This window comes from Cellulosimicrobium sp. BMG9.23 (assembly GCF_059159985.1).
The window spans coordinates 47663-61893 of sequence record NZ_JBZGBZ010000002.1 but is presented as its reverse complement, the minus strand read 5'-3'; the positions used below and the strand labels follow the sequence as shown (position 1 = coordinate 61893).

General features: G+C 75.2%; 9 protein-coding genes. 6 read left to right on the top strand and 3 right to left on the bottom strand.

Going from position 1 to position 14231, the window contains the following annotated elements; translation table 11 throughout:
- Nucleotides 1–160 precede the first annotated feature (160 nt).
- Nucleotides 161–2449, bottom strand: coding sequence for an exo-beta-d-1,3/1,6-glucosidase (locus AC4H2G_RS02330; protein WP_494364153.1), 2289 nt, complete (start codon nucleotides 2447–2449; stop codon nucleotides 161–163).
- 45 nt (nucleotides 2450–2494) lie between these two features.
- The gene (locus AC4H2G_RS02325) at nucleotides 2495–3127 is read right to left on the bottom strand and encodes a TetR/AcrR family transcriptional regulator (protein WP_494364152.1); all 633 of its coding nucleotides are present in this window, start codon (nucleotides 3125–3127) and stop codon (nucleotides 2495–2497) included.
- A gap of 117 nt (nucleotides 3128–3244) precedes the next feature.
- Between AC4H2G_RS02325 and AC4H2G_RS02320 the strand changes: the two genes are divergently transcribed.
- From AC4H2G_RS02320 to AC4H2G_RS02310, 3 genes are all read left to right on the top strand, one after another.
- Nucleotides 3245–3910 carry a hypothetical protein gene (locus AC4H2G_RS02320; protein ID WP_494364151.1) on the top strand — a complete coding sequence of 222 codons (666 nt, stop codon included), beginning with the start codon at nucleotides 3245–3247 and terminating at the stop codon, nucleotides 3908–3910.
- Between the two features lie 108 nt (nucleotides 3911–4018).
- The gene (locus tag AC4H2G_RS02315) at nucleotides 4019–4543 is read left to right on the top strand and encodes a hypothetical protein (RefSeq protein ID WP_494364150.1); all 525 of its coding nucleotides are present in this window, start codon (nucleotides 4019–4021) and stop codon (nucleotides 4541–4543) included.
- A 160-nt stretch (nucleotides 4544–4703) separates the two neighbouring features.
- On the top strand, nucleotides 4704–6389 hold the full coding sequence (locus AC4H2G_RS02310) for a DUF7059 domain-containing protein (RefSeq protein ID WP_494364149.1): 1686 nt from the start codon (nucleotides 4704–4706) through the stop codon (nucleotides 6387–6389).
- On the opposite strand, the gene AC4H2G_RS02305 is transcribed toward AC4H2G_RS02310, so the two are convergent.
- Nucleotides 6386–7819, bottom strand: a complete 1434-nt coding sequence (locus tag AC4H2G_RS02305) for a serine hydrolase domain-containing protein (RefSeq protein ID WP_494364148.1) — start codon at nucleotides 7817–7819, stop codon at nucleotides 6386–6388. The two genes, AC4H2G_RS02310 and AC4H2G_RS02305, sit on opposite strands and share 4 nt — an antisense overlap.
- Before the next feature lie 266 nt (nucleotides 7820–8085).
- Between AC4H2G_RS02305 and AC4H2G_RS02300 the strand changes: the two genes are divergently transcribed.
- From AC4H2G_RS02300 to AC4H2G_RS02290, 3 genes are read left to right on the top strand one after another with little or no spacing between them, the layout of a single operon-like run.
- Nucleotides 8086–9750, top strand: coding sequence for a DUF3375 domain-containing protein (locus tag AC4H2G_RS02300; protein WP_494364147.1), 1665 nt, complete (start codon nucleotides 8086–8088; stop codon nucleotides 9748–9750).
- Complete coding sequence (locus AC4H2G_RS02295) at nucleotides 9747–10532, top strand: DUF4194 domain-containing protein (RefSeq protein WP_494364146.1); 786 nt, start codon at nucleotides 9747–9749, stop codon at nucleotides 10530–10532. The genes AC4H2G_RS02300 and AC4H2G_RS02295 overlap by 4 nt, the downstream gene beginning before the upstream one ends.
- Entirely contained in the window at nucleotides 10532–14227 is a 3696-nt protein-coding gene (locus AC4H2G_RS02290; protein ID WP_494364145.1) for an ATP-binding protein, read from the top strand. The genes AC4H2G_RS02295 and AC4H2G_RS02290 overlap by 1 nt, the downstream gene beginning before the upstream one ends.
- Nucleotides 14228–14231 lie beyond the last annotated feature (4 nt).

Here is a 14231-nt window from a genome sequence, read left to right as displayed (position 1 = left end):
GGCGTGGGCAGCACTCCGCCGAGGTAGCGCCCCAGCTCGCGAGATAGAGCCCTGGTCGATGACCAGGGTTCTATCTCGCGGTCTGGGGCTCTATCTCGCGGTCTGCGGCTCGCCCTCGGCGGCCGGACGGACCGGGTGACCGGGCGACCGGACGGACCCGTCAGCCCTTGACGGTGAAGCCAGCGCGGAGGAGCACCTCGTCGCGCGACGACGGCCCGACGAGCAGCTCGAAGTCGCCCGCCTCGACGACGCGTCGTCCGGCGGCGTCCACGAGCGTGCAGTCGGCGACGGGCACCTCGAGGTCGACCGTCGCGGTCTCGCCCGGCGCGAGCTCGACCTTGCGGTACGCCTTGAGCTCCTTGTCGGTCCACGTCACCGACGTCACGACGTCGCTCACGTACACCTGGACGGTCTCGCGCACGGGCCGGTCGCCCGCGTTGCGGAGCGTGACCTGGGCGCGCACGACGTCGTCGACCCCGACGACGGTCTCCTGCACGTGCAGGTCCGCGTACTCGACGGTCGTGTAGCTCAGGCCCTCGCCGAACGCGAAGGCCGTGCGCTGCGTGAGGTCGGCGTACCGGTCGCCGTGCTGCCCACGCACCTGGTTGTAGTACGTCGGCTGCTGGCCGGCGTGCTCCGCGAAGGAGATCGGGAGGCGCCCCTCCGGCTCGACCAGCCCGAGCACGAGCTCGGCGACGGCCTGCCCCCCGCGCATCCCGGGGTTCGCCGCCCAGACGATCGCCGCGGCGTCGCGCGCCGACGGCGGCAGGACGAGCGGCTTGGAGGCGACCACCACGACGACCAGCGGCGTGCCCGTCGCGGCGAGCGCGTCGAGGAGGGCGACCTGGCCGCCGACGAGCTCGAGCGTCGCGGTCGACTTGCCCTCGCCGACGAGCTCGATCCGGTCGCCGACGACCGCCACGACGAAGTCCGCCTCCCGGGCCGCGCCGACGGCCTCGGCGATCAGCGCGTCGTCGGGCGCCGCGGGCACGACCACCTGGGGGCGCGGCTGGCCGTCGGGGAAGAACGCGCCCTCGGGGTCGGGTTCGAGCGTGAGGACGTCGGCGCCGCGCGCGTGCGTCACGGTCCAGCCCGCGGGCACGTGGGCCCGGAGGCCGTCGAGGACGGTCGTCGTCATCTCGCGCGGGTGGCCGGTCGGCAGCCAGTCGGCCTGGCCGGACGCGCCGGCCCAGTCGCCGAGCTGGGTGTGGTCGTCGTCGGCGTTCGGACCGACGACGGCGATCGTCCGGGCCGGCGAGCCGGCGCGCGCGACCGCACGGCCGTCGTCGCCGGCCGTCAGGCCGCCCGCGAGCGGCAGCGTGCCGTCGTTGCTGAGGAGGACGAGCGAGCGCCGCGCGACGTCGAGGTTCACGGCCGTGTGCTGGCCGGACGCGATGACGGCCTGCTGGCGCGCGACGTCGGGCCGGCGCGGGTCCTCGAACAGGCCGAGCCGCACCTTGAGCGTGAGGATGCGGCGCACGGCGTCGTCGATCGCGGACTCGGTGACCAGGCCCCGCGCGACCGCCTCCAGCGCGCCCTCGAAGAACTGCGGCGTCGTCATGACCACGTCGTTCCCGGCGCGGACCGCCGCCGCGGCCGCGTGCACGTGGTCGGGCTGGATCTTCTGCTCCCAGACCATGCGCCCGACGTTGTCCCAGTCGGTGACGAGCGTGCCCGTGTAGCCCCACTCGCCGCGCAGCACCTCGTCGAGGAGCCAGCCGTTGACCGTCACCGGGACGCCGTCCATCGACTGGTAGCCGAGCATGAACGACGCGACGCCCTCGCGCGCGACGCGCTCGAACGGCGGGAGGAACCAGGACCGCAGCTTGCGCCGCGAGATGTCGGCCTCGCTCGCGTCGCGGCCGCCCTGGGTCTCGGAGTAGCCCGCGAAGTGCTTGGCGGTGGCGAGGACGCCGGTGGGGTCGCTCGGGCCGTCGCCCTGGTAGCCGCGGACCATCGCGGAGGCGAGCTCGCCGATGAGGAACGGGTCCTCGCCGAACGTCTCGTCGACGCGGCCCCAGCGCAGGTCGCGCGCGATGCACAGGACGGGGGAGAAGGTCCAGTGGATGCCCGTGGCGGCGACCTCGACGGCGGTCGCGCGAGCGACGCGCTCGACCAGGTCGGGGTCCCACGTCGCCGCCATGCCGAGCTGGGTCGGGAAGATCGTGGCGCCGACCCAGAACGAGTGGCCGTGGATCGCGTCCTCGGCGACGAGCAGCGGGATGCGCAGGCGCGTCGTCTCGGTGAGCGCGTGCGCCTCGCGCACGTTCTCCGGGGACGCGTGGAGGATCGAGCCGACGTGCTTGTCCTCGATCAGCGGCCCGACGCCGTCGCGCGCGTCGAGCTGGAGCATCTGCCCCACCTTTTCGGGCAGCGTCATGCGGCCGAGGAGGTCCTCGACGCGCTCGGCGACGGGCAGGGACGGGTCGAGGTAGGCGGCTGTGCTCACGACGCACAGCGTACTCGAAGACTGACAGGTCAGTAAGTAAACGGGTCAGCGCCAGCGGTCGAGCAGGCGCGCGACGGTCGCCGTGGCGTGCGCGAGCACCTTCCCGTCCTCCTCCGCCGTCGCGGCGACGAGCGCCGCGTCGACGACGTGCCCGAGCAGGTCGACGTCCTCGACGTCCTCGTAGCCCGAGGCGTCGAGCACCGTCCGCAGCGCGACGAGGAGCCGGGGCCGCGACGCGCGCATGATCGGACGCAGCGCGGGGTCCCGCATCGCGGTGATCATGGGGTCGAGGCGCGCGTCGACGACGGTGTCGTCCACGTGCGGCGCGTAGAGGGTCTCGATGAGCTCGCGGGCCGTCGCGACGGGCGAGCGAGGGCGCCGCGGCAGCCCGTCGGCGTGCTCCTGCGCCGCCGTCGCGCGCAGGTCCTCGGCCGCCTCCACCGCGGCCGCGACGAGCGACGCGCTCGTCGGGAAGTAGTACGACGCGGAGCCCTGGGCCATCCCCGCCGCGCGGGCCACCTGCCGGTGCGTCACCGCGCCCAGCCCGTGCTCGATGAGGAGCCGCGCCGCGGCGTCGACCATCGCCCGCTGCCGCTGGGTGCTGCGGTCCTGGACGGTGGTCCGTGCGCCCGTGAGCGCCCGCGACGGCGGCTCGTCGGGAGGGTCGGGGGTCGCCACGCGCACATCGTAGACGGCCGACCGATACGGGCGTATGGAGAGGGCGACGCCGCGGATGTCGCGGATGCACCGTCCGTGGTGTTCGTCCTGGGTGCGGAAGGCGTCATCATGGTGGCCATGCGATCTCCCGTGCGCACCGTGGCCCACGGCGCCGTGCTCGTCGCCGTGGCGGCGCTGTGCTTCGCGACGGTCGCGAGCGGCTCGTTCGACGTCGTCTCGCTGCCGGGTGCCGCACCGGCCGCGGCACCGCCCTCCACCGCGAGCGCCGTCGACGACGCGGCCGCCGGCGGCGGGGCAGGAGCCGGCGCCCTGGGCGCCGACGGCGGTGCCGAGGCCGACGGGGCCGCGCCGCCCGCAGGGACTGACGAGGGCGACCCGGCGGCCGCCCCCGACCCGGCGGCCACCGCAGACCCGGCGGCCACCGCAGACCCGGCGGCCACCGCCGACCCGGCGTGCCCCGACGCGGAGGTCGCGTGGGGCGATGCCGCCAAGGCTCAGGTGAACCTCAGCGTCGAGCACCCCGAGACGCTCGTCGCGGGCTTCACGACCGCCCGCGACACCCTCGTCGCGGCCGAGCCGCCGAGCGCGATCGCGCAGGACTGGAACGTCGTGACGACCTACCTCACGATGATCGCCGACGCGGTGGAGGCCGCGGGGGCCGACGACCCGGGCGAGCTCGCGCGGTCGATCGACCGCGTCGGGCGCAAGATCGACACGGGCGCGCTCACGCGGTCGTCGCAGCGCGTCACCGAGTTCTTCCAGGCAGGCTGCACCGCCTCCTGACAACCCCTTCCGGAGACTTCATCCCATGGGGTTCGCCACATGGGGAGGACTCCCCGGAACGGCCGTTCCGGCACGCCGTCCCGCTCGGGGTACGACAGCATGGTCCCCATGCGCACCCGACTGACGATCACCAAGACCACGACCGCGCTCGCGACGAGCGCCCTCCTCGTCCTCGGCCTCGCCGCGTGCGGCGGCTCCGGCAGCGACGAGGAGACGACCCCCGAGACCACGGCCAGCGAGGAGTCGGCTCCCGCGGAGGAGGAGACCACCGAGGAGACCGCGGAGGAGGAGCCCGAGGCCGAGGCCGAGGGCGCGTCGGGCGACGTGTGCGCCGCGATCGACGAGCTCACCGGCGTGAGCGGCGTCGACACGAGCGACCCGGCCGCAGCGGTCCAGGCCTTCGAGGACATCTCGTCGGCGTTCGAGGCGGCCGAGCCGCCCGCGGACCTCGCGAGCGACTGGGACTACCTGACCACGACGTTCCGCACCTTCACGGACACGATGGCCGCCGCGGCCGAGGACCCGGCGAACGCCGACGTCACCGCCCTCAGCGAGGCCACGACGGCGCTCACGGGCGAGGAGTTCATGAGCGCGACGACCAACATCGCGACCTACGGCGCCCAGAACTGCTGACGCCTCCACCCTGACCGACCCGACCCCGGGTCGCCGGCACGACACCACGTCGTCCCGCGCGACCCGGGGTCCGTCGTGCCCGGGTCCGTCGTGCCCGGGTCCGTCCTGCCCGGTGGACCGCCTGCGAGCCGTCGACGCCGGGATCCCGCAGGATGGACCCATGCCCGCACCCCACGCCCCGTCGAGCCCGCCCGCGCCCGGGACCGGCCTCGCCCCGGACGTGCTCCAGAGCGCTGCCGAAGACCTCTGCGCCGACCTCGGCGCGGCCGACTTCACCGTCGAGGGGGTCGAGCGCCGGCTCGGACCGGTCGCCGCCGCGGCGCTGCACCGCGAGCAGGCGGTCCCCGCGCGGCGGGTGCTGCGCGGTGCCGGCCCCGGTCCGGCCGGGAGCGACGAGCGCGGGAGCGACGAGCGCGGGCGGGACGCGGCGTCGGGCCCGCGCGACGCCGCGGGGACGCTCACGTCGCTGTTCCTCCTCGGCGACGACGTCCCGCGCCGCGACCTGGACGCTGCGCTCGCGCGGACCGGGACCGACGGCGCGGTGCGCCTCGGCCTCGTGGAGGCGGCCGGGGGAGCGCCCGACGACGCGGTGCGCGCGCTCGTCGACCTGCGCCCCTACGCGTCGTCGGACGCCGCTGGCCCGGTCTCGTGGTGGCTCTCGTCCGACCTGGGCGAGCTCGCGACCGATCGCCGCCTCGCGGCCGACCACGTCCTCGGCGCCGGCGGCGCGTCGCTGACGCTCGCCCAGGTGACGACGCGCACGCCCGTCGACCGGGTGCTCGACCTCGGCACCGGGTGCGGCATCCAGGCGCTGCACGCGGCCCGGCACGCGCGCCACGTCGTGGCGACGGACATCTCGGCGCGTGCGCTCGGGTTCACCGCGTTCAACGCCGCGCTGGACCTGTCGCCCGGGGTGCCCGGGACGGGAGCGGGCGCGCTCGACCTGCGGTCCGGGTCGATGCTCGAGCCCGTCGCAGGCGAGTCGTTCGACCTCGTCGTGTCCAACCCACCGTTCGTCATCACGCCGCGGGCCGGCGCTGGCGGTCCGGGCGTGACGGAGTACGAGTACCGCGACGGCGGTCGCGCCGGGGACGACGTGGTGCGTGACCTCGTCACCGGGGTCGGAGCGGTCCTCGCCCCCGGCGGCGTCGCGCAGCTCCTCGGCAACTGGGAGCACCGTCGCGGCGAGCCGTGGACCGAGCGCGTCGGCGCGTGGCTGGACGCTGCCGAGCTCGACGGCTGGGTGATCCAGCGCGAGCTGCTGGACCCCGCCGAGTACGCCGAGACGTGGATCCGCGACGGCGGCACGACCGCCGACCGCGAGCCGCAGGCCTGGGCCTCCGCGTACGACGCGTGGCTCGACGACTTCGCCTCGCGCGACGTCGAGGCGATCGGGTTCGGGATCGTCACGCTGCGGCGCCCGGTCTCCGGAGCCCCGACCCTGCGCCGCCTCGAGGAGCACACGGGATCCGTCCACCAGCCGCTCGGCGGCCACCTCGCGGCGTCGCTCGCGGCGCACGACTGGCTCGAGGCGCGCGACGACGCGGCCCTCGCGAGCGAGCGGCTGACCGTCGCGCAGGACGTCACCGAGGAGCGGTTCCATACCCCGGGTGCTGCCGACCCGAGCGTCGTGCTCCTGCGTCAGGGCGGCGGGCTCGGCCGCGCGGTCCACGCCTCGACGGGCCTCGCCGCGCTCGTCGGTGCGAGCGACGGCGAGCTGAGCGTGGGCCAGCTCGTGGGGGCCATCGCGGCGCTGTTCGAGGCCCCGGCCGCCGACCTCGCGGCGGAGCTCCTCCCGGGCGTGCGAGGCCTCGTCCGCGACGGTTTCCTCCGCCCCGAGGCTTAGGCGACGTCCGGCCGCGTCATCAGCGGTGCGCGCACGTGGAGCTCCAGACGCGGGCCGGTCAGCGGCACGACGTTCCACGTCGCGACCGCTGTGGCCGTCCGGGCGTCGACCACCAGGCGCACCCGGTGCGGGGTCGTGACGACGTACAGGTCGGCGACGAACGTGTCACCGTTCCAGGCGCCGGCCGCGACGACGGGGCGGCCGAGCGGTGCGCTCTCCCGCCACGCGCCGTGCCCGACCTCGACGTCGAGCGGCCCACCCAGGCTGACGACCCATCCGCCGCTCGCGGGTTCGACGACCACCGAGGTTCCCTCGGGCAGCGGAGAGGATTCCGCGGACGCGTCGACCCGCGCCGTGACGGCACGCACCGGGTCGGCGGTGCCCGTCGGCGGTGCGAGCGCCAGGTGCCGCAGGCGCTCGGCGAGGGCCGCGTCGTCCTCGGGGCCGTCGGGGTGGTCCAGGCCGGGCAGCAGGCACTCCCAGACGGGGTCGAGCAGGGTCTCGCCGCCTCGGTCGAGGGCGCTGGTCATGACAACCACGAGGTCGTGCGCCGGCACGACGACGCACGTCTGGCCGAAGGAACCCTCTCCGCGGTACCCGTGGCGCGACATCCAGAACTGGTAGCCGTAGCCGAGCAGTGCGTCGGGGTTGTCCGACCAGCCCTCGACCTGGTGCGTCGCGACGTGATTCCTGGTCGCGAGCTCCACCCACTCGCGGGCGACGAGCTGCCGGTCGCCCCACCGGCCGCCACGCAGCAGCAGCTCGCCGAACGCGGCGACGGCCTCGGTCGTGAGGTGCAGCCCGTGGAACCCGAAGGCTGCACCGCTCGCCACCCGGTCCCACTCGGCGTGGTCGATGCCCATCGGGGTGAAGAGGCGCTCGTCGAGCAGCTCGGGCAGTCCGCGGCCGGTGACGCGTTCGACCATCCGGGCCAGCACGTACGTGGTGGCGTTGTCGTACGCATGCCGCGTCCCCTCCACCGCAGGGAACGGCACGCGCAGGAAGCCCCGGGTCAGGTCGCCCGGCTCCAGGCGCCAGGCCTCGCCGAGGCTGTCGCCGTCGTGGCCGGTCGTCATCGACAGCAGGTGGTGGACGGTGAGGCGGCGCGCCTGGTCGGTGACGTCGGCCGGGACGTGGTCGGGCAGCACGTCGACCACCCGGTCGTCGAGCGAGAGCAGCCCGTCGCCGACCGCGAGCCCCACGGCGATCGACGTGAACGACTTGGTGAGCGAGTAGAGCAGGTGCGGGCGTCCGGCCGAGTAGGGCGACCACCAGCCCTCCGCGACGACGTGGCCGCCTCGCACGACCATGATCGAGTGGCACTCGACCCCGTCCGCCTCGAGCCGGTCCAGCAGCGCGGTGACCGCCCGGGAGGAGATCTTCGCGGCGGCAGGCGTCGACCGTGGCAGCAGGTCGCGTCGAGGAGGCATCCCGGCACCCTAGCCAGACCGTCCCGTCGACCCGGTACGAATATCGTCCTCCTGCAGGTGCGGCCGACGTCGCGCCGCGACCTGCGAAGCGGCTACGCGAAGAGCGCGGGCCCGTGTCCTGTCGATCGGTGCCCGGCCCGTGGCGCTGCCGCACGACGGCGGCCGGGCGACCTAGGATCGCGGGGCGCCTCGCGCGCGCGGCTCGCTCCCGAGCCCCGCCGACGGCGCCCCCGCCGAGAACGACCGGACGACCCGAGAGGACCTGCGTGCTGCACGACGACGTCGACGCCCTGCGACGATCGAACGCGGCGTGGCGGCTGCTCCGCGCGGACACGGCGCCGCTCGTGCTGTCGTTCCTCGGCACGGTGTTCGTCGAGGAGAACGTGCGGGCCATCCCCGAGGCGGAGCTCGTCGCGCGGCTCGATGACCACCTCTGGGCCCTGCGTCGCGCGGAGCGCGCCGGCGCGCCGGAACCGCGATACCCGCGCAGCCCGCAGGCGTACGTCGACCACTGGGCGCACCCCGACCAGGGCTGGTTGCGCGCGTGGTACCCGCCGGGTTCTACGGAGCCGCACTACGACGCGACGCCCGCCGTCGAGCAGGCCGTGCGCTGGGTCGCGTCCCTGCGGGGGCGGGCGTTCGTCGGCACCGAGTCACGGCTCAACACCGTGTTCGAGCTGCTGCGCCAGCTCACGGTCGGCGCCCAGACCGACCCGGCGGAGCGGCTGCGCGAGCTCGAGGAACGCCGCGACCGGATCGACGACGAGATCGCGCAGGTCCGCGCGGGCCGCGTCGCCGTGCTCGACGCCGCGGCGCAGCGCGACCGGTACCAACAGCTCACGCAGACCGCGGCTGACCTGCTCTCGGACTTCCGCGAGGTCGAGGCCAACTTCCGGTCCCTCGACCGCGCGCTGCGCGAGCGCATCACGGGCTGGGACGGTGCCAAGGGCGAGCTGCTCGAAGAGGTCGTGCGCTCGCGCACGGCGATCGCGGAGTCGGACCAGGGCCGGTCGTTCCACGCGTTCTACGACTTCCTCCTCGACCGTCGGCGGCAGGAGGAGTTCGCCGCGCTCGTCGACGAGGTGCAGTCGCTCGACGCGATCGCCGCGGACGTCGCGCCGGTCGTCGAGCGGGGCGCTGCGCACGACGGCCCGCACGACACCCCGCACGACACCCCGCGAGACGCCGCGCACCGCCGCCTGCGGCGCATCCACTACGACTGGCTCGACGCCGGGGAGCGCACCCAGGCCACGGTCCGCACGCTCTCCGAGCAGCTGCGCCGCTTCCTCGACGACCAGGTGTGGCTCGAGAACCGTCGCGTCATGGACATCCTGCGCGGGATCGAGGCGAAGGCGCTCGCGGCGCGCGACGTCGCACGGGGAGCGGTCCGCACGCCGCCCGGCACGACCACCGCGGGCCCGCCCGGGATGGCGATCGACGCGGTCGCGCCGGAGGTCGTGCTGCCGACCGAGCGCCCGCTGTTCACGCCGCGGCCCGGCGCGCGGCTCGACTCCGACCATGTGGAGGAGGGCGACGAGGACTTCGAGGTCGCCGCACTCTACGAGCAGGTGCACGTCGACCCCGAGCGTCTGGCCCGCACGGTGCGCGACGCGCTGTCGGGCCCCGGCAGCCGCGGCCACATCTCGCTCGGTGACCTGGTCCGCGACGTCCCGCTCGAGCACGGGCTCGCGGAGCTCGTGTCCTACCTGTCGCTCGACGACCCGCGCTTCGCCGTCGTGCACGACGACGTGGCGACCGACGAGGTGAGCTGGCTCGGGGAGCCGCCACCCGTCGTCGGGCACGCGGACGAGGACGTCCCCGCACCCGACCCGGTGGTGCGCGTCGCGCGACTGCCGCGCGTGACGTTCGCTCGCCGCGCTCCCGCCGCCGCCGCGGGCGCGCCCGACCCCCGCCCCGAGGAGGAGCAGTGAGCACACCGGTCAGCACGGCCCGACCCGCGCGCAGCCCGGAGCTGTCCGTCGTCGTCACGTCCCTGCTCAAGGGGGTCGTGTACCGGGAGTCGGGCGAGGAGACCTGGCGCGACCTGCTCGCGCACGAGGCGCAGGTGCGCGACGCCGTCGCGATGCTCGGCCTGCAGGTGGTCGTCGACGTGGGCGACGGGTACGCGTACCTGCGCTCGCAGCCCGAGCACGAGCGCGACGAGCGCGTGCCGCGCCTGATCCCGCGGCGCGAGCTGCCGTTCGACGTGAGCCTGCTGCTCGCGCTGCTGCGCAAGCGGCTCGCGCAGTCCGACTCCGAGGGCGGGGACACGCGGCTCGTGCTCACGCGTTCCGAGATCGTCGAGCTGCTGCGCGTCTTCCTCGCGCAGGACGCCGGCGCGGTGACGAACGAGGCGCGCCTCGTGGACCGCGTCGACGCGCTCGTGCGGCGCGTCGTCGAGCTGGGGTTCCTGCGTCCCGCGGGCCGTCAGGCGCTGCCCGACGACGGGGGGCCGGGACCCGGGACCGTCGATGCGGGCGGCACGGCGGGTTCGGCCGGGGACGGTGAGGGCGGCGACGCCCGACGGTACGAGGTCCGCCGCATCCTCAAGGCGTTCGTGGACGCGCAGTGGCTCGCGGACCTCGACGCGCGGCTCGCGCAGTACCTCGACGTCGCCGCGGGCCGGGACGACGGCGTGGGCGGATCGGGGAGCACGGGGACGAGAGCGACGAGCGGTGCGGCGGCGGGCTCGCCGTCGGGGACGGTGGAGTGATGGAAGGCCTGTTCAGCCCGGTCGAGCTGCACGACCCGGCGACCGACCTCGACGCGCGCGCCGGCTTCCGGCTCGAGCGTCTCGAGGTCCTCAACTGGGGCACGTTCGACCAGCGCGTGTGGGCGTTCGACCTCGACGGACGCAACGCGCTGCTCACGGGGGACATCGGGTCCGGCAAGTCGACGATCGTCGACGCCGTGACGACGCTCCTCGTGCCGTCGCACCGCATCTCGTACAACAAGGCTGCGGGCGCGGGGGCGCGCGAGCGGTCGCTGCGCTCGTACGTCGCGGGCCACTTCAAGTCGGAGCGCGACGAGGCGACGGGCACGACGCGCCACGTCGGGCTGCGCGAGCGGGGCACGTACTCGGTCGTGCTCGGCCGGTTCGCGAACCGCGGCTTCGACCAGCAGGTGACGCTCGCGCAGGTGTTCTGGCTCGCGCCGGGGCAGTCGGGGCAGCCCGACCGGTTCTTCGTCACGACGGACCGGCCGCTGACCATCACGGAGGACTTCGCCGGGTTCGGGGGCGACGTGGCCGCGCTGCGGCGTCGGCTGCGGGAGTCCGGCGCCCAGGTGCGCGACCACTTCCCCGAGTACGGCCGGGACTTCCGCCGGCTCCTGGGCATCCCGTCCGACCAGGCGATGGACCTGTTCCACCAGACCGTGTCGATGAAGTCCGTCGGGGACCTCGGGGAGTTCGTGCGCGAGCACATGCTCGAGCCGTTCGACGCCGACCGCTGGACCGACCGGCTCGTCGCGCACTTCGACGACCTCACCTCGGCGCACGACGCGGTCGTCCGCGCGACGGCGCAGATCGACCGCCTCGCGCCGCTGCTCGAGGACGTCGACGCCCACGACGCGCTCGGGCGGCACGCCGAGGCGGTGACCGCGCGACGCGACGCGTTGCGCGCGTTCACGGCGTCGCGACGGGTGGCGGACCTCGACGGGCTCATCACCGCTCTCGACGAGCGGGTCACTGACGGCGAGTCGCGGCGGGCGAGCGCGTCGTCGGCCCTGGAGGAGCTCAGGGCGGAACGGCAGCGGCTCGAGCTCGAGCGCGCGGGGCACGGCGGCGACCGGCTCGCCGCGATCGAGGGCGAGATCGCGCGGCGCGAGGTCGAGCGCGCGGCCCGCGAGCGCCGCGCCACCCAGCTCGCGGGCTACGCGGTGCGGGCGGGGCTCACGCTCACCTCCGGTGCCGACGCTCCCGCCGCGGACGGCACCGGTGCCGAACCCCGGGTTGTGCGCCACGAAGACGCTCCAGCGCCGCACAAGTCGGGGTTCGGCGGCGAGGGCGACGCCGTGCGGGCGCTCGCGGACGCGCTCGTCGACGCCGAGGCGTTCGCGGCGCTCCGCCGCGAGGTCGACGCCGCGGCGTCGGTCGTGCGCGACGGGCTGACCCGGGCCGAGGAGGACGTGGCCGGCGTCGCGGCCGAGCTGCGCGCCGTCGAGCAGGAGACCGCGGACGTCAAGGGCGAGCTCGCGAGCCTCGCCGACCGCCGCTCCAACCTGCCGCGGACCCACCTCGACGTGCGCGACCGCCTGTGCGCCGGGGTCGGGCTGACTCCCGACGACCTGCCGTTCGTGGGCGAGCTGCTCGCGGTCCGTCCCGAGCACGAGGCGTGGGAGGGCGCGGCGGAGCGGGTGCTGCGCGGCTTCGCGCTGTCGCTGCTCGTCCCGACCGCGCACTACGAGGCGGTCGCCGCGTGGGTCGACCGCGAGCACCTCGGGCTGCGGCTCGTCTACCACCGGGTGCCCGAGCGTGTCGGTGCGCCCCGGCGCGCCGACCGGCCCGACGGCGCGCTCCTGCTCGCGGACCTGCTCGACGTCCGGGCCCTGGAGGACGCCCCGGCGCTCACCGCCTGGGTCGAGGCCGAGGTCGAGCGCCGCGCCGACCACGCGTGCGCCGACGACCTCGACGCGTTCCGCCGGCTCCCGCGGGCCGTCACCCGCTCCGGCCAGGTCAAGCACTCGCCGGACCACCACGAGAAGAACGACGTGCGCGCCGTCGACGACCGCCGCGGGTACGTGCTCGGCTGGTCGACGCAGGCGAAGGTCGACGCGCTGCTGGAGCAGGCGGCCGAGGTGACCGCGCGACGCGACGCGCTGGCGCGGCGTCGGGACGCGGCCGCCGCCCGGCGTTCGGACCTGCAGGAGCGGTCGGCGGCCCTGGGCCGGGCGGACGTGTACCGGGACTGGGACGAGCTCGACTGGCGAGCGGAGGTCGCACGCATCGCCGAGCTCGACGCCGAGAAGAGCCGGCTCGAGCAGGCGAGCGACGAGCTCGGCCGCATCGCGGGCGCTCTCGCCGAGATCGCGCGACGCCAGGCCGGGCTCGAGGCGGAGCGCGACCGTGTCGTCGCGACGCTCGGCGCCGACCGGCACGCGCTCGACGAGGCGCGGACCGCGCGCGACCGTGCCCGCGCGGTGCTCGACGGCGCCGGCGAGGCGCTCGACGAGGAGACGACGGCGGCGCTCGCCGAGGAGTTCGACCGCGAGCTCGCGTCGGCCGGGGCGACGGCGGAGGCTGCGGGGACGGAGGGTGGGGCGGCAGGGTCGGCTGCATGGCCGGCGGCAGGGCCGACGCGCGCGGCCGACCTCGACGCCGTCGAGAACGCGGTGCGCTCGCGCCTGACGGCCGAGGCCGAGCAGGCGCAGCGCGAGCGCGCGGACCTGGGCACGCGCATCGCCGGGCAGATGGCCGCGTTCCGGTCGGCGTACCCCGTGGAGACCGCGGAGCTCGACGCCGACGTGCGCTCGGCCGGCGGCTACCGCGAGATCCACGACCGGCTCGTGCGCGACGACCTGCCGCGTTTCGAGGCCGACTTCAAGGCGTACCTCAACACCAACGCGATCCGCGACATCGCCGGGTTCGCCGCGGAGCTCGCGAAGCAGGCCGACCTCATCCGCGACCGCATCGACACGATCAACGACTCGCTGCGCGCGATCGACTACAACCCCGGGCGGTACATCCGTCTCGAGGTGTCGCGCACACCGAACGTCGAGGTCCGCGAGTTCCAGCAGGACCTGCGCGCCTGCACGGACGGCGACGGGATCCTCGCCGAGGACGACCGCGCGCTCGCCGAGGGCGACGGGGCGCTCGCGGAGGGCGCGCTGTCCTACTCGGAGGACCGGTTCCTGCGAGTCAAGGCGCTCGTCGAGCGGTTCCGCGGGCGTGAGGGCATGTCGGACCTCGACGACGCGTGGCGCCGCCGCGTGACGGACGTGCGGAACTGGTTCGTGCTGTCCGCGTCCGAGCGGTCGCGCGCCGACGACTCCGAGCACGAGCACTACTCCGACTCCGGCGGGAAGTCCGGAGGGCAGAAGGAGAAGCTCGCCTACACGATCCTCGCGGCGTCGCTCGCCTACCAGTTCAAGCTCGACTGGGGCGCGGTGCGCTCGACGGCGTTCCGGTTCGTCGTCATCGACGAGGCGTTCGGGCGGGGCTCGGACGAGTCGACGCGGTTCGCGCTCGAGCTGTTCCGGCGCCTCGGGCTCCAGCTGCTCATCGTCACGCCCCTGCAGAAGATCCACGTCATCGAGCCGTACATCTCGGCGGTCGGGTTCGTCGACAACCCGACCGGCCGGTCCTCGCGCCTGCGGACGCTCACGATCGACGCCTACCGCGACGGCCGCGACCGCCAGGACGGCGAGGACGCACGGAGCGCCGGGCTGGCCGAGGTGCCCGCGGGCTAGCGCG